Below are 21989 nucleotides of genomic sequence, written 5' to 3'. Positions count from 1 at the left end.
CTAAAACCTAAAGCCTAAAACCTAAAACCTAAAGCCTAAAGCCTAAAGCCTAAAGCCTAATCCCTACCTTCCACTACCTTGCCCAAGCTACCTTGCCTAGAAGCTAATCTTGCTTTGCCGGAGTTTGCCCAGTCTTGGAGAAATTGGATTTGGGCTTGGGCGGTGACGGCGAGGGGGATCATTTGACTGGCTGATTCTAGAATATCATCAGTGGTGAAATCGCGGTTTTGACTAAAGCCGATATGCATGGCTTCGATTAGGGTTTGTTCGATTTCGGCACCTGAAAAATCGGGTGTTTCATACGCCAATCGATCGATGTCATATTGTGCCAGATTATGGGGGCGAAGTTTAGTTAGATGGACGTTAAAAATCGCCCGACGTTCCGCTCTAGTGGGTAAACCGACGAAGAAAATTTCATCGAATCTTCCCTTGCGCAGCATTTCAGCAGGGAGTGAGTCGATATTATTAGCCGTCGCTACAACAAATACGGGCGAGGTTTTTTCAGTCAGCCAGGTAATGAAGGTACCAAATACTCGGCTCGACGTCCCCGCGTCACCTTTGCCATCTACACCCGCAAAAGCTTTATCGATTTCATCGATCCACAATACGCAAGGAGAAAGAGCTTCGGCAAGTTGAATCATTTGTCTAGTTCGCGACTCCGATTCACCTACCAATCCTCCGAATAATCGCCCGACATCCAGCCGTAATAAAGGTAAATACCAGTGATGGGAAATAGCTTTAGCCGTCAGCGACTTACCAGTGCCCTGAATTCCGACCAGGAGTAGCCCTCTAGGGTACGGCAGACCATATTGCCGCGCTCGATCGGAGAAGGAGCCGCCACGGCGCAGCAACCAGTCTTTGAGGTTATCCAATCCGCCAATATCGGTAATCTGTTCTTTAGCGGGATAGAAATCTAAGATTTGAGTCTGGCGGATTGTTTGACGTTTTTCAGCCAAGACTAATTCGACATCATCGGGACGAATTTGGCCGTGAGTGGCAATCGCGCGCGCCAACACCCGTCGAATTCTGTCTACCGACAATCCCTGACAAGCACGGATCAGATCGTCTAGTTGTTGGCTGCTGAGGTGATTTCCCGTCGCATTCGTCAATCGCTCGATCTCGACTTTGATTTCGCTAGCTGTTGGGAGCGGAAATTCTAAGATAACTACAGCTTCGCTCAAATCGCTAGGAATAGTAATCTGGGGCGAGAGGAAGACAATATTTTTCGGCTCAGATTTGAGCTTACGCGAGAGATTCCGCAGCTTTCTGGCGACAGATATATCTTCAAGAAAGCGGTGATAATCTCGGAGGATAAAGATCCCAGACACATCCGCACTAAGATTGTCGATAAATTCTAACGCCTGCAATGGGTTCCGTTTACCATAGCCTTTATCATTAGGATTGCCCTGATAGCCATCCACAAAATCCCAGATATAAATCGGGCGATTGCCTTGCTGCTGGGCAACTTTGGCGATCGCACTTTCCACCCGTTCTTCTTCGGTGGTAGGAATATAGATTAGGGGATATCGCGCCCGTAAGAGGAGTTCAAATTCGGTACTAAAGGTCATATGCGGTAGCGATGTGCTTCGGCGGGATTTCCCAGATGCGGCTCGATCTATCTCTTTATAGCTTAGTGCAAACTACAGCCGTTGGCGCAGCCGCTCGCTTGGCAGAACTGGGAAAAATGTCGACCGATCGTTTCGGGAATTGTGTAACCTGTGATTGTAGGTGGGAATAGCCGAAAACTCGTTTGGATACTGCCTTTTGCATCTAGTTTATTTCGGGCAGTTGCCAATTAGGTAGTCGCGACTCACACTCAAGTCCACTACTTATTTGCACCAATTTATCATGTCTTTTTATCGATCGATACTCAATACCAGTCTCGTCATCTTACTCGCCAGCCTTACCGCGTGCGGTTCTGACACGAATAAGGCATCAGCTCCTGCAAGTAGCCCTACAAAGCCAGCAGCCACAGAGACAAAGACAAGTCCAACTGCATCAGTGCAGGGGTTAAATAGTGGAGCCAAGATGGATTCATCTGCGCCACTCCAATCAGAAGCTCCACCGATAGAAGCACCTACTGAGGAGAGCTATAAGTCGATCGAGGATAATCAATTTTACACTGCCGATCGACAGCCGCTCTCGACTTTCTCGATCGATGTGGATGCGGCTAGTTATAGTAATATTCGGCGATTTATTAATGGCGGGCAATTACCGCCTAAAGATGCCGTGCGAATCGAGGAAATGGTCAATTATTTCCCTTATGATTATCCCCAACCGACGGGAGATAAACCATTTTCGATTAATACTGAAGTTGCTACCGCCCCGTGGAATCCCCAGCACAAACTCGTGCAAATTGGATTGCAAGGCAAGAAAATTAGCATGGAGAAATTACCGCCAAATAATTTAGTCTTCTTGCTCGATGTTTCTGGCTCGATGAACGAACCGAATAAACTGCCCCTGCTCAAATCTTCGCTCAAACTATTAGTAAATGAACTCCGCCCGACCGATCGAGTCGCGATCGTCGTTTATGCTGGTAGTGCTGGCTTAGTTTTACCTTCAACGCCTGGAAATCAGAAAGATAAAATTATCGCCGCTCTCGATAAGTTAGAAGCTGGTGGTTCTACTGCTGGTGGGGAAGGCATCATTCAAGCTTATAAAGTAGCGCGAGAGAACTTTCTCAAAAATGGTAATAATCGAGTCGTGCTAGCAACGGATGGCGACTTTAATGTCGGTGTTAGTAGCGATGATGGTTTGGTTAAACTCATCGAAAAAGAACGGAAGAGTAATGTATTTCTCACAGTACTCGGCTTGGGCATGGGCAATCTTAAGGATTCTAAAATGGAACAGTTAGCCAACAAAGGTAATGGTAACTATGCCTATATAGACAATTTAATGGAAGCCAAAAAGGTTTTAGTCAAAGAATTTGGCTCGACCTTATTGACGATCGCCAAAGATGTCAAAATTCAAGTTGAATTCAATCCCAAACTCGTCCAAGCATATCGCCTGATTGGCTATGAAAATCGCGTCCTAGCTAACAAAGACTTCAAAGATGATAAAAAAGATGCTGGCGAACTTGGAGCCGGACACGCGGTTACAGCATTATATGAGGTGATTCCCGTCGGCGTGAAAGCCGATCTCAAGTTTGCGACACCTGTGGCTCAAACTGCGGCGGATAAGGAGACTCAAATTGCTGCTAATAGTACCGAATTGATGCAAGTCAGATTGCGGTATAAGGCTCCTAAATCCGATATTTCCAAACTCTTAACTGGGAAGGTGGAGAACTCGATCGCCAAACCGATTAGTACGGCTTCTAATAATCTCAAGTTTGCGGCGGCGGTTGCAGCTTATGGGATGAATTTGCGCAATTCTCCTTTTAAGGGGAGTAGCAATTTCGGGAGTGTACTGGAGTTGGCAAATCAGTCAAAAGGTGCGGATCTCGACGGCTATCGGGCGGAGTTTATTCGCTTGGTGGAGAAGAGTCAGAAACTCACCAAATCCTAGAGATTTTCATCGCAAAAAGATTATTGACGGGGGGAGGGCGGGTTTGTTGAAATTTGATATTAATAAGCGGAAATGTCTAGCATAAACCCACCTCTACAGATCCATATATATAAACATTTTACACACCAACCCTAGGGGCGGGTTTGTGCTAGTTGATATCGAGCCTACCGGAGGTACACGAACCCGCCCTCCCCCACGATAAGATCTCAAATGGGTTCTATAAGGGGTAACACCATTTAAACCGAAGTCATTAAATTGTAAGGATTTTTCCCTGATGAATCAGCACAACCAAAATTTACTAGACTTATCACCCCAAGGTTATCAGATCGATCGAGTGTTGGGGCAGAATATTCATGGTGGTAGAGTTACCTATTTAGCACAGGAGATCGATCGCGATCTGCCAGTAGTTATCAAACAATTCCAGTTTGCCACTACTGGCAATACTTGGGGAGATTATGACGCATATCAACGCGAAGTCGATATCCTGCGACAGTTAAATCATCCCCACATTCCTAAATATTTAACCTCTTGGGAAACACCGACGGGATTTTGTTTGGTGCAAGAATATAAGTCGGGAATTACCCTAGCTAATTCAGGACGAGAATTCACATTAGATAAGGTCAAACAAATCGCGATCGAGATTTTAGAAGTATTAATTTATTTACAACAACAGCATCCACCAATCATTCATCGCGATCTCAAGCCTGAGAATATTCTGATTGACGATCGCGATGTATATATTATCGATTTTGGTTTTGCTCGTAGCAATAATACCGATCTAACTGCTAGCAGCACGATTAAAGGGACGCTGGGTTTTATGCCACCCGAACAGTTATTCAATCGCCCTCTAACTAAAGCCGCAGATTTATATAGTTTGGGCGTCACATTAGTCTGTCTATTAACAGGAATGAAATCAACAGAAATCGATCGACTCATCGACCATAATTATCGCTTAGATTTACCCAAACATTTAAGTCATCTTCCACTAAAATTCTTAGCTTGGCTGATGAAAATGACCGATCCCAATCCTGAATCTCGCTATCCTGACGCACAGACGGCTTTAACTGCGCTGCAAACACTCGATAGTTCGATCGAATCCCCCATGTCTAAACCAAAATTAATCGGGTTGGGGCTAATCGTGTTGATTGGATTGTCAGTAATTCATAAATATATCCCGACTGGACATCGATCGATACCATCGTCAGGAAATACCATCTCGATCTCGCAATTACAAGCCGAAAAAGGTTGCCCTGGGTGTAATTTAGTAGGCATCAATTTACGAGGTCAAAATTTGCAAAGTTATGACTTTACAGGTGCTAATTTGTCTGGTGCAGATCTGCGCGATACCGATTTACGCGGTGCGAGTTTGCGGGGTGCCAATCTGACTGGAGCGATGTGGGTTGGGGCTAATTTATCCAGTACGGATTTAAGGGATGCTAATTTGCCAGCAGGTAAGGTTCACAAGTCGGATAGACTTCGTTTTGAGAGCTAAATCCCCCAAACCTCCTTAAAAAGCTTGCTCAGAGCGGGTCAAAGTCCCCCTTAAAAAGGGGGATTTAGCGGATGCGATGCTCTGCGCGGGTTTCTAGTGCGTAGAAGTCTAATGCTGCCGATTGCGACGTTCTTGAAGTTGTAAGAGAATCTGCTGGTGCATCTGGCGGGTAATTGGATAAAAATAGGCGCAAATTAAACCACAAATCAGCGATAACGTCGGCACTGGGCCGATCGACAGACGAATCGCGTCTAATACCGCCACAGGTTGCTCTGGGATCGGGATCTCAGCAGTAGGGAGCCGATAACCCGTCCACTCCAAACTTTGCAGTACTCCTGCTACTGCTAGTCCCAAGCAGATTTTTTGCAAGAACACCATAAAACTATAGAAAATACCCTCGCGGCGTTGTCCCGTGCGGAGTTCGTCTAGCTCGATGACATCGGGTAACATCGACCACGGTACTAGATAAGCCGTAGACACCCCCAAACCAGCCATGACGGCAAATACATACATCAGCGTAGTTTGACCGGGTTGGAGCGAATATAAACCCAGTTGGGCGACGATCCAGATACTAGTCCCCACAAAATAAACGACTTTTTTGCCTACTTTTTGACTGATGGCATTCCACACCGATAGCATCCCCAACGCCGTCCCCTGCACGGCTAAAATCACCAATGGCGAATCTGCTTGTTTCAAGCCCATGTAACTGACGACAAAATAGGGAATAATCGCCGCCGTCAGTTGGAGGCTAAACCAGGAGCAGAGATAAATTCCGACTACGAGCAAGAAGGGACGATTGGTAAATACCAAGCGTAATTGCTCCCGCATGGGTATTGTCACTGGTTCCATTTCTGCTGGCTGTTGGGCCGCGACGGCTTTGGCGCGGCGAACGGTACCGAATACGCACCAGAACAACGGAAATACCGACAGCACGGCGCAAATTATGCCGATCGTGAGATATTGGGTAGCAGGATCGGCAAGTTGTTGAAAGATCGTGCGGGCAATTAGGAGGGCGATAATACTACCCCCGATCGAAAATGTAAATCGAAACGTACTCAAACTGGTGCGTTCGTTATAGTCTGCCGTAAGTTCGGCAGTCAGAGCGGTATATGGTAAATTGACGACTGTAAAAAAGGTATTGAATAAGATCGAAATTAATGTATAAAAGACAAATAAGCCTAATTGATTGGTTTCGGGAAATGGGACGATCCATTGCAATGCAAAAAACAGCCCAAATGGAATCGCCCCCCACAACATCCATGGATAACGTCTTCCCCATCGTTTGCGGATCTTATCGCTAAAAATCTGCCCGCGATCGCTCAATACGCCCACCATCGGATCGTTAACCGCATCCCAAAACTTGCCGACTAGTTGACTTTGCCCTGCCAATCCTGGCGATAAATGCGCGACATCGGTAAGAAAGGGCGACAGATAAGATAACAGTAAAATCGCCGTAATTGCCGCCCCCATATCCCCCGCTCCATAGGCGAGTTTGGTAGCAAAATTCATTTTACCGATCGTGGGTGATGGCGGTAGTTTTTCTGAGGACGAGTCGCCAGCTTCGGATGGAGAATCAGTCATATTGAGAAGAGGGAATGGGAAAATCTGACATCATCATATCCCCTCTCTTACCATCCTCACCTCTTGCCCCAGTATTGAAATATTAGTAATTAGTAGATCTTCGGGTACCCACAAGGGGCACCCCTACAGACAATTTGTAAGGGTGCCCCTTGTGGGTACCCAGTGGTTGTGTCTAATTACTAATTAATCCCAAATCGAACTCTAAATTGAGATCGAGACTTCATCGCCTTGGGTAGTCACTGGATACGTTTTAATACTTTGGGCAGATTTACCGATGCTCAGAGCCTGATGCGACCATTCTGGTAAAGGGATTCCTACAAACGAATCTACCCACTTGACATTTTCACCAGTAGTTAGATCGAAACTCGCACCATGCCACCGACATGTGACCGCACGATCGCAAACTTTGCCTTTGGCTAGGGGCATTCCCAAGTGAGGGCATTTATTTTCGACTGCATAAATTCGATCGTCAATTTTGGTCAAGAGAACTTTTTGATTCTCAACTTTAACAGCTAGTAATTCACCTTCTTTAATCTGGCTGGTGGTAGCTACAGAGACAGTTTTCATGGGGCAATAATTAAATATGCGATTTTTAAGCTAGATATTATTAGCCTAGCAGGATGTCAACCGCAAGTTACGAAATATCACCGCGATCGAGCATTTCTACACAATTGTCAGAAGATGGATGCCTTCGATAATCAGGATCGCCATCCACACAAAGATCCCAACCCCCGCAGCCGCAGCAGCGATATCTTTAATCGCGCCAATTTGGGGATTTTGTTGCTGTTCGACAAAATCACACAAGATTTCGATCGCACTGTTTAATAATTCGCCCAGTAACATCAGTCCGGTTGCGATTAGAATCAACGACAGATCGACCCATTTATGAAACGCGATCGCCCCGATCGCGATCGGGATCGATAATACTAGTTTGTAGGCAACACTAAAATCGGTGATGACGGCAATGTGCAGGCCTTTAAAGATAACTTTAATTTTTTTAATCGGATGATAGCCAGGAGTACTATACTTTCTCGACATGGATCGATACTCCCAAAAAATAATCATCTAAATAGTTGCTGGCTGGCCAACAACTATTTAAATTTAGTTATACTTCGATGCTAGCAAAGATCGGTGAGTCATGCTTAGATAGTTTGCAGCGATCGCATAAATCTTTGCAACTGACGACTTTCTAGTTCTAATACGCGCCTTGCAAAATCCCGATCGCGATCGAGCAAATCGTCAAAGGCATTGACTGGTACTGCTAAAATACGGGTAAAATCGCCTTTAGCCACGATCGTATTCTTGGAGTCGCTATGCGCCAAAACTTCTAATTCATCGAGTGTTTGGCCTAATTTGAGTCGCTCGATCCGGACTTCTTGGTTTGGTAAATGATACAAAATATTTGCCGAGCCTTCAATTAATAGCAGGAGTTCGCGACAGGTATCGCCAGCTTCGGTAATAGCTTCATCATTACCAAAGGTTCTGACTTCGGCACGCTCGGATAGTGAGATTAATGTTTCACTATGCATCCGATGAAAGAAGTCACTATTAAATAGATGCACCACTTTTTCTAATAGCGAAAATGTAGTTAGAGGCGGACACTCTTTAGATGCAGACAAGATAATTTTGACAGTTTCTTGTAGTAATGGTGAGGTTTGAATGTGTGTATAATTGCGCGCGATGGCTTGACTTTGGGTAAGATCGAGTTGTGCGGTAATATATAGACAAGCTGTTTGAATGAGGGGATTGCGATCGTCGAGCAGCGGTGCTAACGTTTTTAAGGTTTCTTCGCTCGAATAATCGATCGCGCAAGAACTTGTGCCTCCTGATAATGGTGCTAGCTTCTCAATTATTTCTGGATGCAGTCGCTCGTGCCAATTTTCTGATTCTAATAGTTCTAGTAAAACTACTGGAGCCAAATCGCCTAATTGTTGAGCCAGAGAGATCGCCGCTCGCTCGTTATTCAGGCTGGCAAGTGTTTCCAAAATAGTGCGAACTATTAGTTCTTTCTTGTGATGAATGCTACTTTTGAGCAGTGTCAAAACTGCTTGTTGTTTGTGCAAAATTGGTTGATTGAGTCCGCGAAAGCAGGTAATCAGATCGGGTAATTGAGCGAGTAAGAATTCCGCTCGGCGCAAACTACCAGATTCTGGCGAAATTCCACTCAAAATCCAATCTTCATCTTGAGAACTAATCGAATATTGACGTCGCAGCGCATCGATTTCGACAGAGTTTGGATCGAGACTGCGATCGGCATTCGTCAGATCTTGTTGTCGTTGCAATAGCATCAGTCGTTCTAACGATTTGCGATAGCCAGTCAAGCGAATTTGATTCTCCAAACTGCGTTTACGAGCGGGATTTAGCAACTCTGGATCTTCAATTCCTAATTCTTCTAATACCTCGCGGTGTTCGTCATCGGTAATGCCTAATTCTTGACGCAATTGTTGCAATACTTCTAAACTACTCGAATAATTAGCATATCCTTCTTCCAATGCTTCGCGCACGACCCCTTTATAAGCAGCATGTCGCTTTTCTCTGGTAAAGCCAGGTAAAACTTTAGCTAAAATATAAACTTCATGAGTATTCAGCTCGCTCAAAGAACGACCTTCTACATATTGAGAAATATTCAGTTGTAACTTCTCCAACTGCTTGCGGAACCGACTTGCCAAATTCTCACGCGAATACAGATCGGGGCTGAGTCGCCACGTTTTATACACCCACAGCGTACTCAATAATACTAGAGTGAGTTCGTAAACATATTGACCCCAAATTGGCATTAATTGTACTAATGGACGACCGCCAAAGATAAAGAAAAAGGGTTCTCCAGTACCTAATGTGCTAATTAAATGAGAATCGAGGCAGTACAAGAGAAAGAAAATAAAATAAATATGTCAAAACTGCTGACGAGGAGAGGAAAAGCAAGATAATGAAGAGAGGAAGAAATAGTAAGAAGAGCGGCGGGCAGGGCAAGTGGCAACAAAAAGGAACTCAAGCTACTAACGGAGCTATTAGGAATAGAAGGAATGCGAGTAGAGTCGCAGCGACAATATGAAGGAATAGGCATCATCTTACAGGTAGAAGCAATAAAGAAAGAAAGCAAATGCCATAGATGCGGAACGAAGAGTAGTAGCTTACATCAGAATAATAGATACATAGTAAAAGATTTGCCGTGGGGAGAGCAGCAAGTTCACCTAGAAATAAACAGAAGACAATTTAAATGTAAAAAATGTCAAAAACCATTTAGCGAACAACTAGAATTTGTTAAAGGCAGAAGAACATATACTTCAAGACTAGCTAAAAAATCCTAGCAGAAGCACTAGAAGGAGATATTCAGAGCGTAGCTAGAACAGGAGTAATGACGACAGCAGAAATAGAGAGAATAATTGAAGACGCAGCAGCAGAGCTAAACGGAGAAAAGCCAACGGATTTAAGAAAACTGGGAATAGATGAAATAGCAATGGTAAAAGGACAAGGAAAATATTGTGCAGTATTAGTAGATATAGAGCGAGGAAAATTATTAGCAATAATCGAAAGCAGAAAGAGTGAAGAAATAGAGAAAATCCTGAAAGGATGGGGGACAGAGGTACTGGAAAGGATCGAAGAAGTCAGCATAGACTTATGGAAAGGGTATAAAAGCTTAGCGATAGAAGTGATGCCTAATGCTCAAGTAGTAGCAGACAGATTTCATGTAACAGCGCAAATAAATAGTGAGTTAGATAAGCTGAGAAAACAAGAAAAAAGAGCGATAGAGGCTAAACTTAAATCCGCAAAGACATTAGAGCAAAAGAATGAATACACTCGGCAATTGGCAGTAATAAAATCGAGTAAATATGCGCTGCTAAAAAAGAAAAAAGAGTTAAGAGAGGAGAAAGAACAAGAGAAGCTCAAGCAGGTTAGAGAAGAATTTGCCAACATTAGGGCAGCACATCTACTCAAAGAAAAATGGAGAGAGATAATGGAAAAAACAACATCGTGGATGAGAGGACTATTGAAATTAGACATTGGCTGGTAAGAGCCAAGCAGCATTTGCCAAATAGTTGTGGCACAATCTCGCGATGGTTAACAGAGATAGTTGCTTACTTTGATGAGCGAACTACTAGTGGTGTAGTTGAGGGAATTAATAATAAGATTAAGCTCATCAAGCGTACTGCTTATGGCTTCACTAATTTCAACAACTTCCGAAACAGATGCTTGCTAACTTGGAGATTCAATTATTGATTTAGCACATTAGGTACTGGAGAACCAGAAAAAGTTGAAAATAAAAAACGTACATAGCGTAAAAACGCGATGCCGAATTAGATCTGGAGATACCTTGAGATCGCGCTTGCGACTGTAAGCTTTTGCCGATTGTTCGATCGATCTGCCTACCCGATAGCCAATGAAAGTAGAAGCACCTAATGTCAATGGTACGGCAACTATTTTAGGAATATTTATCGCCTGTCCGAAGATATAAAATCCTGGACTTAATAGCGTTGATAATTGGTCTGTTTGTCTCGCCCATGCGCCCGAAATATAATAATCCCAACTACCTGCATAGAGATAATAATAGACGAAATAACCGATAACTAAGCCCACATAACCATACCGCAGCCACGATACTTCTGGTTTATTTAAGCTATCCCAATAAACGCGTTCGGAGTCGATATCGATACAAGGGTTTTGACAGGCAACGCAAGCACTTTGCTCTTTGCCATCAGGCAATACAGTCCGACACATCGATTGCGTAATTGAAGTATCGCTAATATGTGCCTTACTGCTAAATAAACCACCAGGTTCGCTATAAATCTGCTGCACTGGAGCCATCGGGCAAAAATAATTACACCACGATTTACCGCCATACAAATAGCCGACGGTAATTGCAGCCGCGATCGTAAATAATATCCATAATGCTAATACCAATCGATCGGCATTAAAGAATAAAATCCGCCCGCACAATCCGACAAATAGCCAGCCAAATTGCACATACGGATAATTCTTTCCCAACCAGGAATCGGACTTGACTTTTGCCAACTCGTACCGAACTTTTCCCGTATTGGGATTTTCGCGTTTGAATTGCCTCTGCTTGCCTAATGCGCGCGGAATTTGCGACAGAAATGATAAGGGACAAATCCTTCGCCAAACTTCATGTCCAAAAACTAGTAAAATAAAAATTGATGCAGGGACGATCGCACCCCAAAATAATGTCGTAGCCAACGGATAAGGCTGCTCTACCAGACACTTTCCCTGCACCAAAATACAGCTATCCGATAACCTTAATGGACTCCAAGGATGATTTGGCTCTGTCAATACTGAAGTCCAAGGATCGTAAAACAATGATGCGACAATTAGCAACCATGCGATCGTGAGTATCCACCGCACCACATGCATTTGCCGTTCTGGAATCTGTGAAAACATATAACTCAGAAGTTGACTATTATTAAAAAGTGTTATTTGTATATTCTCTCGATCGAGAGCTATCTGGATGCGCCGATATTTTAATGATGGGCATTGCCCACCTTACTTTTCTATATTTATATGATAGCCGATATTTAACTAGTAAGTGCTGCATATCATGTTTCTTAATTTAAAGGATCGATTACCGAGTAATTGAATTATTCATCATCATGAGCAAAGCGATGATAGAGAAAATCGAGAGCATAATTGCGTAAATTATAGTACTCTGGATCTTCCATAATTCGATCGCGATCTCGCGGACGATCGAACGGAATACTCAGAATTTCACCAATTTTTGCAGCGGGGCCATTAGTCATCATTACTAATCGATCGGCCAAAAATAATGCCTCATCGATATCGTGAGTAATCATTAAAACGGTACAATTTTGTTCGCCGCAGATTTTCATCAGTTCTTCTTGTAATTCTTCTTTAGTAATTTGGTCTAAAGCTCCAAAAGGTTCGTCTAAAATTAAGATTTCGGGACGAATCGAAAGCGCGCGGGCGATCGCTACCCGTTGACGCATCCCGCCGGATAATTGTTTGGGCTTTTTATCGGCAGCTTCTGACAATCCTACCATGGCTAAATGCTCGTGGACGATCGAGACTTTTTCTGCTTTAGATTTGTGTGGAAAGACGGAATTAACTGCTAAATAAATATTTTCAAACGCAGTTTTCCAAGGTAGAAGTGCATAACCTTGAAACACCATCATTCGATCGGGGCCAGGTTTGAGAATTGGTTCGCCTTTTAGTTCTACCCTGCCAACGCTAGGTTGGCTGAATCCACCAACCATATTAAGTAGGGTTGATTTACCACAACCAGAGTGCCCAATAACGCAAATAAATTCACCTTTATTGACAGATAAATCGACATTTTCTAAAACTGTATAATTCCCTTTAGCCGTAGGATAGATTTTGGCAACATTTTCAATTAGCAGAAACGGAGCTTTAGTCTCCAATTTTTGAAAACTCTGAGGACTTGCTTGAAATGCTTTCATAATCTTCTGTGTTTTTTTAATGTCGATTGGTTAATGGTGAGAATGGGCGGGTTGATTTAAAATTATCTATAAATACAATTTTTTGAGCATGAACCCGCCCCTACAGATGGTTGAATCGGGCGTATTATAAAATAACTTCTGCAACTGAAATCGGACGTTTGATTTTCAAACTATTGAGATAACCGATCGGATCTTTAGCATTGAATGGTACACCATCGAATAACTCGATTGCATTCAGACCATAATCGACATCAAAACCCAATTCTCGCGACCCGGTACTAAAAGTACTCGTCCGACAAACGCGCTCCAAAATCTCGACCCAATTACGAGGGAATGGGGTAATTCCCCAGCGCGCCATTTGAGTGATAATCCATAATTGTTCGGTACGACTGGGACGATTTAAACCAGCACCAAAAAACTGCGGATGAGCGTATTCTTTGTGCGGATCGTGGATGCCAGTGTCCTTGAGCGGATCGGCAATTGTAATGTACTCTGCCTTCATACCGAGATATTCTTTTTGAGATAGCAGGTGCCGAATTTTATTAACATTATTCGGATCGGCACAATATTTACATGCTTCGAGTAATGCTTTGACTAAGGCAATATGCGTATTTGGATAAGCATTTGCCCAATCTTCCCTGACACCCAATACCTTACCGGGATGACCGTTCCAAATGCCTAAATCGGAGGCAATTGTAAAGCCTTTACCTTCACTGGCTGCCCGATAATTCCAGGGTTCGCCGACACAATAACCATCAATCGTCCCCGCTTTGAGATCCACGACCATTTGCGCGGGTGGAATCGTCATCAAATTGACATCATTATCGGGATCGATACCACCAGCCGCCAACCAATACCGCAACAATAAATTGTGCATCGAAGATGGATGTACCATTCCAAAGTTGTGACGTTTATTTGGGGTGTTGAGGATAAAGGTGTGGAAGTCATCGAGAGTTCTAATATTCTGTTGATAGAACTCTTCTTTTAAGGTAATTGCATTACCATTACGCGCCATTGTCAGGGCAGTGACTACTGGTAACGGCACATCATTATTACCACCCAAACTCAACCATGCAGGCATCCCAGAAGGCATTTGAGCGGCATCGATGTAACCACCGCTAATTCCATCCACAATCCCCCGCCAGCTCGATTCCCGCGCCAATGTGACCTCATCTAGACCATGTTTGACAAAAAAGCCTTTTTCTTTAGCGATCGCTAGCGGCGCGCAAGCAGTTAACGGCACAAATCCGAGTTGAATATTAACTTTTTCTAAACCATGGCGGGCAACAACAGTTTGCTTTTGGGCGCGAATTTTTTTAACCCGTTTTTGTTGATTGAGAAAGTAGATCATCTCACTTCGCAAACTATAATAGCTGGGATGTTCGACTACTTCCAATCGTTTGCGCGGACGCGGAATATCAACTTCTAAAATCTGCCCGATTTTGGATTCGGGGCCATTTGTGAGCATGATAATTCGATCGGACAACAATAATGCCTCATCGATATCGTGAGTCACCATTACCGCCGTGACGTGATTTTCCTCGCAAATCTGCATCAACCGTTCTTGCAAACCACCGCGAGTCAGCGCATCTAACGCCCCAAATGGCTCATCTAACAGTAATACTTTTGGACGAATCGAAAATGCCCTGGCGATCGAAACTCGCTGTTTCATCCCCCCAGAAAGTTGCCCTGGTTTCTTATCTACAGCAGCCCGCAAACCCACCATATCGATACTTTCTTCGATGATATGTTCGCGCTCGGCTTTGGGTAAACCTTGCAGTACTTTATTCACCGCCATCGCAATATTTTCGCGGACAGTCAACCACGGTAGTAGCGAATAATTCTGAAATACTACCATGCGATCGGGGCCTGGTTTGGTTACGGGCGTATCATCAACCACCACCACACCATCAGTCGCCCCATCTAAGCCAGCAATAATATTTAAGAGCGTCGATTTACCACAACCGGAGTGTCCGATTAAGGAAATAAATTCACCCTTACGCATGTTTAAATCGATACCTTTTAAGGCAATATAACTACCGCCATTCGCGAGATCGAATGTCTTTCCAACTTGGTCAACTGCAACAAAAGTACTCATCTTTATGTGCCTAGAATATTTGTAAGGTGGGCAATGCTTAGACTCGTAGACTTGTAGGGTGGGCAATGCCCACCATTATTACTATGCTGAAACTTATTTGGTGGGCAGTGCCCACCCTACCGAGCTGCTATTTGGTGTATTGATGCGTTACGCTACGCAATAACACATCCTACAAATATGAATCTATTGATATAGATTTGTAGGGGCGGGTGCTTGGTGCAACGCTCGCTGAGGAAACCTCAGCGCGATTGCATCCGCTTTATGCTAGCGATATTGTCAGTAATAAAAATGTATGAACAAACCCGCCCTCTCCTCTAGCAATGCAAACATGTTTTTCTATAGCTATTTCTGCTCATCAGGAACAACCTTCGTTGCAATAAATGCGATCGATTTATCTAACAACAATCCAACTACTCCGACATAAATGAGAGCGATAATAATTTGACTGATATTTGCTGCATTCCAAGCATCCCAGATAAAGAAGCCAATCCCGACACCACCGATTAACATTTCAGCAGCCACGATCGCCAACCAAGATAAACCAACACCAATTCTCAAACCAGTAAAAATATAAGGAACAGTAGCGGGAAAAACTACATCCAAAAAGTATTCCTTCCTAGATAATTGCAATACTTTAGAAACGTTGACATAATCTTGTGGAATCTGTTGGACGCCTGCGATCGTATTGAGAATAATCGGCCAGATCGAAGTAATAAAGATAACAAAGATAGCCGAAGGATTGGATTGTTGAAAAGTAGCTAGCGCGATCGGCAACCAAGCCAAAGGTGGAATCGTTCGTAAAATCTGAAAGATCGGGTCGAAAGCATCGAATAAGAATTCATTAGTACCGATAATAATCCCGATCGAGACTCCCACGATCGCGGCTAGAGTAAATCCTTGCAATACCCGCTGGACGCTTGCCCAAATCTGCCAAAAGAGTCCTTTATTAGTCGCTCCTTTATCAAAGAACGGATTGACAATCAATTCCCAAGTTTGCTCGACTACTTTAAGGGGACTGGGTAAATTGGCATCGGGACTTAACGTTAATAACTGCCAAATAATTAAAATTACTGAGATCGCAATGAGTGGAGCGACTACTTTGCGGGTTTTTCGGTTGCTCAATAGTCGATCTAAAGTGCTAGCTTGGGGACGAGCGATCGTTCTTGCCATGACTGAGTTCTCCTAGATTACAAGTAAAGATTGAATAATGTAATGCTAAGGCGTGAGAATTAGGCTTGTTTGATTTGTAGGCTATTTAAATAAGCCGTAGGATTATTTGGATCGAACTTCACGCCATCAAAGAATTTTTCTACCCCTCGCGAAGTATCAGCGGGAATCTGTGCTGCTGGTAGATTTAATTCCTTCGCCGCCGCGCGCCAGATATCTTCTCGATTGACTCGATCGATTACTTGTTTCATATCGATAGTTGTCGAAATTTGTCCCCACCGCATGTTTTCAGTCAAGAACCACAAATCGTGACTCTTGAAGGGATAGCTGGCAAAGTTATCCCAATAGCGCATAATATTCGGACTATTTTCGACAACTGGGCGATTATTACCATAATAAATTCTGCCAGTCAGCCGATCTTTGACATCTTTAACTGGTACTTTTGCCCATTCCGAATCGGAGATAATAGTTGCCATTTGGATGCGATTTTCTGGCTTGTCACACCATTGCTGCGCCTCCATCAAAGCTTTGGCGATCGATTTAGTTGCATTCGGATAACGATCTACCCAATCGCTCCGAAAACTCAAAGCTTTTTCGGGATGATCTTGCCAAAACTCATTTGTTACTAATGCGGTATAACCCAGTTTTTGATCGATCAATCGAACGTGCCAAGGGTCGCCGACGCAAAAACCATCGATATTATTGACCTTAATATTAGGGACTAATTGCGAGCCGGGTACCACCAAACTAATTACATCTTTATTCGGATCGATACCCCCCGCAGCCAACCAATAGCGCAATATTAAATCGCTATTGCCACCTTTAAAAGTATGGGCAAATCTTAGATAGTTTCCAGCCGCTCGTTCGCGATCGACTCTTTCCTTAATTTTAGAAGCGTCTAAGGCAACATTAGCATCTTGATAACGGTTGCTTACAGATATGCCTTGTCCGCCAGTATTCAACCGCGCCACCAAATACATCGGCAGCTTTTTATTATTAACAGTAATCGTGCCCATGCTGATGTGATAAGGCATCGGACTCAACACCATTGCCCCATCTAAACCGCCCCCAGCCGAGCCAATTTGGAGATTATCTCTAGTTACACCCCAAGAAGGTTGTTTGACTAGTTCTACGTCCGGTACGCCATGTTTGGCAAACAATTCTTTGACCTTAGCAATTACTAATGGAGCGGCATCGGTTTGACCGATAAACCCAATTCTGGCCTTGGTAGTTTCGTTTCCACTACTACCAGCATTCACATTTGCCATTTGAATTGTTGAAGATTGGTTTTGAGCAGTGCTACATCCCTTTAATCCCAATCCTAGCATTGCAGTTGCGCCAGCGGTCAGGATGAATTTACGGCGAGAAATTTGGCTGACTAGGTGTTCCATATAATTCCTTGTTGAATGTATATTTAATGGTTCGTCGCCCGTGCTTTGAGAGTTACTGAAGTCGATAGAGTTAGATATTTACAAACGATAGAATTTTTCCTATGAAATCATTTCGATCGATGGCTTATTAACTGATTCCATTAATCGATATATAGATTTGTTCCATTAATAACTAAGCTTATCTCATCTATTTCTCTATGTATAGAGGATGGCAATGAATTTTTCAACAGAATATCGAATAAAATCTATAAGTATTCTTATTAGTTGTCCTTTGTAATCAGCAGCACATGGGATTACAGCATCGTCCTCGCCACGAATCGATCGACTAAAACCTTTGCGCGCAGAGCGTTTAATACCAATTCGCTTTAGTAGGGCTACAGATGGCAGAGTAGAGGGTAGAGGGTAGATCGAAACTCCACGAGCGTACCGACAAAAAAAGAGTAGCAATTGCTACTCCATGTATAGATATATTTAAGTGGTTGGTTCGATTCTGATTCTTAGAGGCTACGCCAACCGGAGCGTGCGGGCTGAGGACGATCCTCAGCTATGAGATAGTCGATCGAGCGCAAATGCATGTAATGATTTCATCATGTCTGTGAAAAAAGGATTGTGCGGCTCCAACGGTGAATTATTAAGGGATCGCACGGGACTTTTGAGTACAGTGCTGGCGTGAGGGACGTTGAAGTTTTTGCCAATTCTAAACATTTGAGCGTGTGGAGATGTTTTGACTAGTCTGGCGACGAGATCGATATCCGCTGTGGTATCGGCTTCGGAATGCACTGCAAATAACGGCTGCACGATAGATCGAGGATTCGCTGTCAAAATATCCAATTTTGCGATGAGCGTAGAGAGTTCTTTCGCTCCACCGATATCCATCTTGGCATATCGAAAGGGATTACCACTGGGTGAATCATCAATTAGATCTGCATTATCAAAAAAATCGAGCATATCTGCTAAAGGGGTTCTGAGCAAAATCTCACCCAGATTGCCAGCCTGAGAAGCTAAACCTAAAGCCGCAGAAAAGAGGAAAACTCCGCCATCGATCGATCCATCGGTTAGAGCCATCTCGACGCTTAATGTCCCGCCAGTTGACAATCCGCCGATCGATATTTTGCCACCGCTGGTTTTAGCTGCGGCGATCGCAAATTGGACATCTTTTTTCCATTCGATCGCCGATGCATTTCGCATATCTTGAGGATCTTTCAAACCATGAGCGCGTAAGAGGGGAATATACACATCAAAACCCATCTCCGTACAGAAATATTCGCCGATATCTCTCATAAAATGGGGAGAATCTGTCAATCCATGTACTAACACGATCGCATTGCGATTCGCAGCTCCAGATCTAAATATCAGCGGATGACAACCATCGCGCACATCAAATTTTTGCTTGCCATTCATGCGAGCTAGATAATACTCATCCCAATCTTTTAACATGACTGAATTACCTGTCCGATCTTTTGGCTGACTAGTTCGTTAGTCCAATAACTATTATGAGCTTCGCCACCTTGAATTATCGATATGATATTTTGGTTGAAAAATTGCAACCAAGAATTAGTCGGCGCGATGATATCTTCGAGCGTCACAAATTTATTAGCATCGCCGAGCGATAAATCCATCACACCTTTTAATGGATAGGCGAGCGGATCGCCGGGATGAGTATAATTAAACCACGGCAAAGGTTTTCCAGTTATTTGATACAAAGAACTCAGAAAATTCTTGAGTTCGGGTGTAAGATTGAAACTCTTCGCTCCAGAAGCATTGAGTAGATTAAATAATGAAATTGGCGATCCCATCGTATGAATACTGGCGATCGGCATCCCTAGATCGTTAATCTCTGGGTTACCAACTCCAAAAAAGCAACTGCGAAGAGTATTGACAAATTCAATAATCTCAGGATCGAGGCTGACATCTTCCCACCGAGTTGCAAACATAATATCGAATAAAATCACCGTACCCCAACTATGGGTAACTAGATGCAATCGATCGCCATCTGGTTTTGACTTCTGCTGGATTTCCTCTAGATCGAGTCCCATTTGTTCTATGGCTTGAGCCGTCATCTGCTTAATAATCTGAACGCTAACATGACGGCTCAAATAGAGAGCAGCATCGCCGACAAATGGAATTACCTGTTCTGTCCGAAATTTTTGAAACCAAAACTGGCTCCAGGTAGGCGAATCCTTGAGTGCATTCAGAATTAGATTGGTAGAATCCTCGGCGATATCTCCCCAAAATAAAGTAATTGGCTTAAAAGTTCTTGATGAATCGGATTGTAAATATGGTTTCATTCGTGCAAACATCTCGCTCGCCGTTCGCTCGAATAGATCTCGTTCTCTAGTTTTTACGCCGTGAACGAAGATAATATAATCTGTTGCCATCTTCGATTAGCTCCAATTAATATTTTTGTCAAAGCTTGGGATCTGGTGCAAGGCTTGATGAAGTAGTATTTGATGGCAACGATCCGGACAGACGATCGCGCTCTTTTGGAGGCGATGCGGTGGCTGAAGATACAAAGAAATATCCCGTAATAGCGGAGGCGATCGGAATTAACAATGCATATAGAGAACTAGCAGTTTTATTAACTGTTTCATTAGCATCTTTAATCAGTGCGATCCGATCTTTGTCAGTAGATGTAGTGGCAGCAAGTTGAAGAGCAAACGATTCGCTAGCTTTAAATTGTGAATAAGCCAGCCATCCTAGTAAGCTCCACGAGCTAATAGCCAGGAACGTAGCTGTAATTAATTTTGTACTTTCTCTCCACTCTGAGGGAGTATTGTACTCTACAACCTTTTTGAGAAAATCAGTTACTATTGTCATGACTGTTTGGTTACGTTTACAAGTAGGATAAATAGTTTATACTAAAATTCTAGTGATAGTGCCGATTAATGTGCCGATTTGGTTGAGAGTTTCTATCGCGTTTTTCAACTCTTTGATTGTGGCCGATAGCTTTTTAATCCCATCACTCAATTCTTCTTGATTAGCTGCAAATTTATTTGCTATCTTCTTGATTCGGATCGTGTCTAACGCCGCAATCTTAGTTGATAGCTCGACTCGTTTGTTTTTAAAATCTGTTTGTTCGTCTAGATCTGCGTTGTCCTCAAACCATTTTTGCTTGGCAGAGGAATATAGCTCTACTTCTAAAGCTAATAATTTCTCAATATCCTCATCTCGTAGTTTGTCTAAATCTGTTAGTGATGTACTCATGGTTTTGATGTATGTTTAAATTAACGATGTGTGATAAAGCTTCTTATTTACGCTCAGATATTAATTTCGTAAATGATTCTACTTCTACCAAGAAATTATTAATGGCAGCAAGATCCGATTTGCCTTCTAAGAAAGACTCGAAAATCTTTCTAAAATCACTTAATGCCAAACTAGCATTATTAAACTTCTCGGACATGACATTGGTTTTGATAACTTTTTGTCTGATTGCTATCCAGCCATCTTCATTACCGATTGGAATAGATGCTGTAATCGACCTAACTACTAATCGGTTCTCTTGTAATTGCGATAATAGTCTTTTTTGTTGCAGTAATCTGCTATTAATTTTTTGCAAAGCCTCTTCCTGAATCTTTAATTCATTACTAATTAATTTACCTCGTTTTTCTAGCTCCTGTTTGAGAGCAGCACGAATTTGTAGTTTGACAATAAAATTAACTCCAGATCCTAAAGTACTACTAGCTGTTGTTGTGGTACCATCTCCATCTATCACCTTACCAAGTTGAATTAAATTTTCAGCAACTCGTTCGATTTCGGCCTCAGCTTTTTGTGGGGCATCTGAATTTGCCAGCTCCTGAAGCAAACTAAAATATCTTTTTAGGAGAAGATTATGTTCGATAATTCTATTAATCTCTTTGAGTCCCTCTCTATCTGAATTTGAAAATTTGTTATATTCTGCGTCATTAATACTTACTGTGCCTCGATCGTTAGCTAAAATCTGCTCCGAACTTAAATTAATTCTAGTATCGGCAGCTTCCTCTAATAGCAAATTGACAGCATCAATATACTTAGATCCCGCCATTCCTAATTTATTATAATCATCATTAGAGCGGCAACCACTAACTAATGCAATCAGGACAGTTGAGAGAATAATACCACGAGTACTAATTTTATCTTTTTTCATTATTTTAATACTGCTAGTTACAGTAAAAAATGATTGATAATTACAAACGAGTTATAGACTTCAAGCCTAAGCTTGATGCCAGCATCATACTTTCAAATAGCATGTATTGTCAGTGAGAAAAAGTGAGTTATTTTGCATAAGTTTTGCAAAGTTTTGTAAAGGAATAGCGAACATAATGACGGATGTAAAGATGTAAATCGATGAT

The 21989-nt window shown here is 42.8% G+C and carries 15 protein-coding genes and 3 pseudogenes; 3 read left to right on the top strand and 15 right to left on the bottom strand.

The genetic code is table 11. From position 1 onward, the window contains the following. Positions 1 to 56: 56 nt before the first annotated feature. Positions 57 to 1568, bottom strand: a complete 1512-nt coding sequence (locus CHA6605_RS11200) for an AAA family ATPase (protein WP_015159570.1) — start codon at positions 1566 to 1568, stop codon at positions 57 to 59. Between the two features lie 280 nt (positions 1569 to 1848). On the opposite strand from CHA6605_RS11200, the gene CHA6605_RS11195 reads away from it, so the two are divergent. Next, positions 1849 to 3504, top strand: a complete 1656-nt coding sequence (locus tag CHA6605_RS11195; protein WP_015159569.1) for a vWA domain-containing protein — start codon at positions 1849 to 1851, stop codon at positions 3502 to 3504. 274 nt (positions 3505 to 3778) lie between these two features. Next, a complete protein-coding gene (locus CHA6605_RS11190; RefSeq protein ID WP_015159568.1) occupies positions 3779 to 4996 on the top strand; it encodes a serine/threonine-protein kinase in 1218 nt (405 codons plus the stop codon). A 108-nt stretch (positions 4997 to 5104) separates the two neighbouring features. On the opposite strand, the gene CHA6605_RS11185 is transcribed toward CHA6605_RS11190, so the two are convergent. The 4 genes and pseudogenes from CHA6605_RS11185 to CHA6605_RS11170 all read right to left on the bottom strand — a co-directional run. Then, positions 5105 to 6577 carry an MFS transporter gene (locus tag CHA6605_RS11185; RefSeq protein WP_015159567.1) on the bottom strand — a complete coding sequence of 491 codons (1473 nt, stop codon included), beginning with the start codon at positions 6575 to 6577 and terminating at the stop codon, positions 5105 to 5107. A 201-nt stretch (positions 6578 to 6778) separates the two neighbouring features. Beyond that, positions 6779 to 7144: a Rieske (2Fe-2S) protein gene (locus tag CHA6605_RS11180; RefSeq protein WP_015159566.1), complete on the bottom strand. Its 366-nt coding sequence runs from the start codon at positions 7142 to 7144 to the stop codon at positions 6779 to 6781. A 96-nt stretch (positions 7145 to 7240) separates the two neighbouring features. Further along, a complete protein-coding gene (locus CHA6605_RS11175; protein WP_015159565.1) occupies positions 7241 to 7615 on the bottom strand; it encodes a diacylglycerol kinase in 375 nt (124 codons plus the stop codon). 104 nt (positions 7616 to 7719) lie between these two features. Next, positions 7720 to 9393: pseudogene (locus tag CHA6605_RS11170) on the bottom strand (cyclic nucleotide-binding domain-containing protein); the annotation flags it as partial. Positions 9394 to 9600: 207 nt separating this feature from the next. Between CHA6605_RS11170 and CHA6605_RS11165 the strand changes: the two are divergent. Continuing rightward, a pseudogene (locus tag CHA6605_RS11165) lies at positions 9601 to 10795 on the top strand (ISL3 family transposase). A 24-nt stretch (positions 10796 to 10819) separates the two neighbouring features. Here CHA6605_RS11165 and CHA6605_RS11160 read toward each other — a convergent pair. The 10 genes and pseudogenes from CHA6605_RS11160 to CHA6605_RS11115 all read right to left on the bottom strand — a co-directional run. Continuing rightward, a pseudogene (locus tag CHA6605_RS11160) lies at positions 10820 to 11971 on the bottom strand (4Fe-4S binding protein); the annotation flags it as partial. A 197-nt stretch (positions 11972 to 12168) separates the two neighbouring features. Then, positions 12169 to 13005, bottom strand: a complete 837-nt coding sequence (locus CHA6605_RS11155; RefSeq protein ID WP_015159564.1) for a nitrate ABC transporter ATP-binding protein — start codon at positions 13003 to 13005, stop codon at positions 12169 to 12171. A gap of 124 nt (positions 13006 to 13129) precedes the next feature. After that, positions 13130 to 15103 (bottom strand): ABC transporter ATP-binding/substrate-binding protein, encoded by a 1974-nt coding sequence (locus CHA6605_RS11150; RefSeq protein ID WP_015159563.1) that lies wholly within the window; start codon positions 15101 to 15103, stop codon positions 13130 to 13132. 342 nt (positions 15104 to 15445) lie between these two features. Next, a complete protein-coding gene (gene ntrB / locus CHA6605_RS11145) occupies positions 15446 to 16273 on the bottom strand; it encodes a nitrate ABC transporter permease (RefSeq protein WP_015159562.1) in 828 nt (275 codons plus the stop codon). Between the two features lie 59 nt (positions 16274 to 16332). Beyond that, on the bottom strand, positions 16333 to 17661 hold the full coding sequence (locus tag CHA6605_RS11140) for a CmpA/NrtA family ABC transporter substrate-binding protein (protein ID WP_015159561.1): 1329 nt from the start codon (positions 17659 to 17661) through the stop codon (positions 16333 to 16335). Positions 17662 to 18201: 540 nt separating this feature from the next. After that, positions 18202 to 19098 (bottom strand): alpha/beta hydrolase, encoded by an 897-nt coding sequence (locus tag CHA6605_RS11135; RefSeq protein ID WP_015159560.1) that lies wholly within the window; start codon positions 19096 to 19098, stop codon positions 18202 to 18204. Then, entirely contained in the window at positions 19092 to 20039 is a 948-nt protein-coding gene (locus CHA6605_RS11130; RefSeq protein ID WP_015159559.1) for a hypothetical protein, read from the bottom strand. The genes CHA6605_RS11135 and CHA6605_RS11130 overlap by 7 nt, the downstream gene beginning before the upstream one ends. Before the next feature lie 28 nt (positions 20040 to 20067). After that, the gene (locus tag CHA6605_RS11125; protein WP_015159558.1) at positions 20068 to 20478 is read right to left on the bottom strand and encodes a hypothetical protein; all 411 of its coding nucleotides are present in this window, start codon (positions 20476 to 20478) and stop codon (positions 20068 to 20070) included. A gap of 36 nt (positions 20479 to 20514) precedes the next feature. Next, a complete protein-coding gene (locus CHA6605_RS11120) occupies positions 20515 to 20865 on the bottom strand; it encodes a hypothetical protein (protein ID WP_015159557.1) in 351 nt (116 codons plus the stop codon). Between the two features lie 43 nt (positions 20866 to 20908). Further along, positions 20909 to 21784, bottom strand: a complete 876-nt coding sequence (locus tag CHA6605_RS11115; protein ID WP_041547922.1) for a hypothetical protein — start codon at positions 21782 to 21784, stop codon at positions 20909 to 20911. Positions 21785 to 21989: the final 205 nt, after the last annotated feature.

It is taken from the genome of Chamaesiphon minutus PCC 6605 (assembly GCF_000317145.1).
GTDB lineage: Bacteria > Cyanobacteriota > Cyanobacteriia > Cyanobacteriales > Chamaesiphonaceae > Chamaesiphon > Chamaesiphon minutus.
Note: the sequence above shows the minus strand (reverse complement) of the source record. Positions and strands in the feature narration are given on the sequence as shown.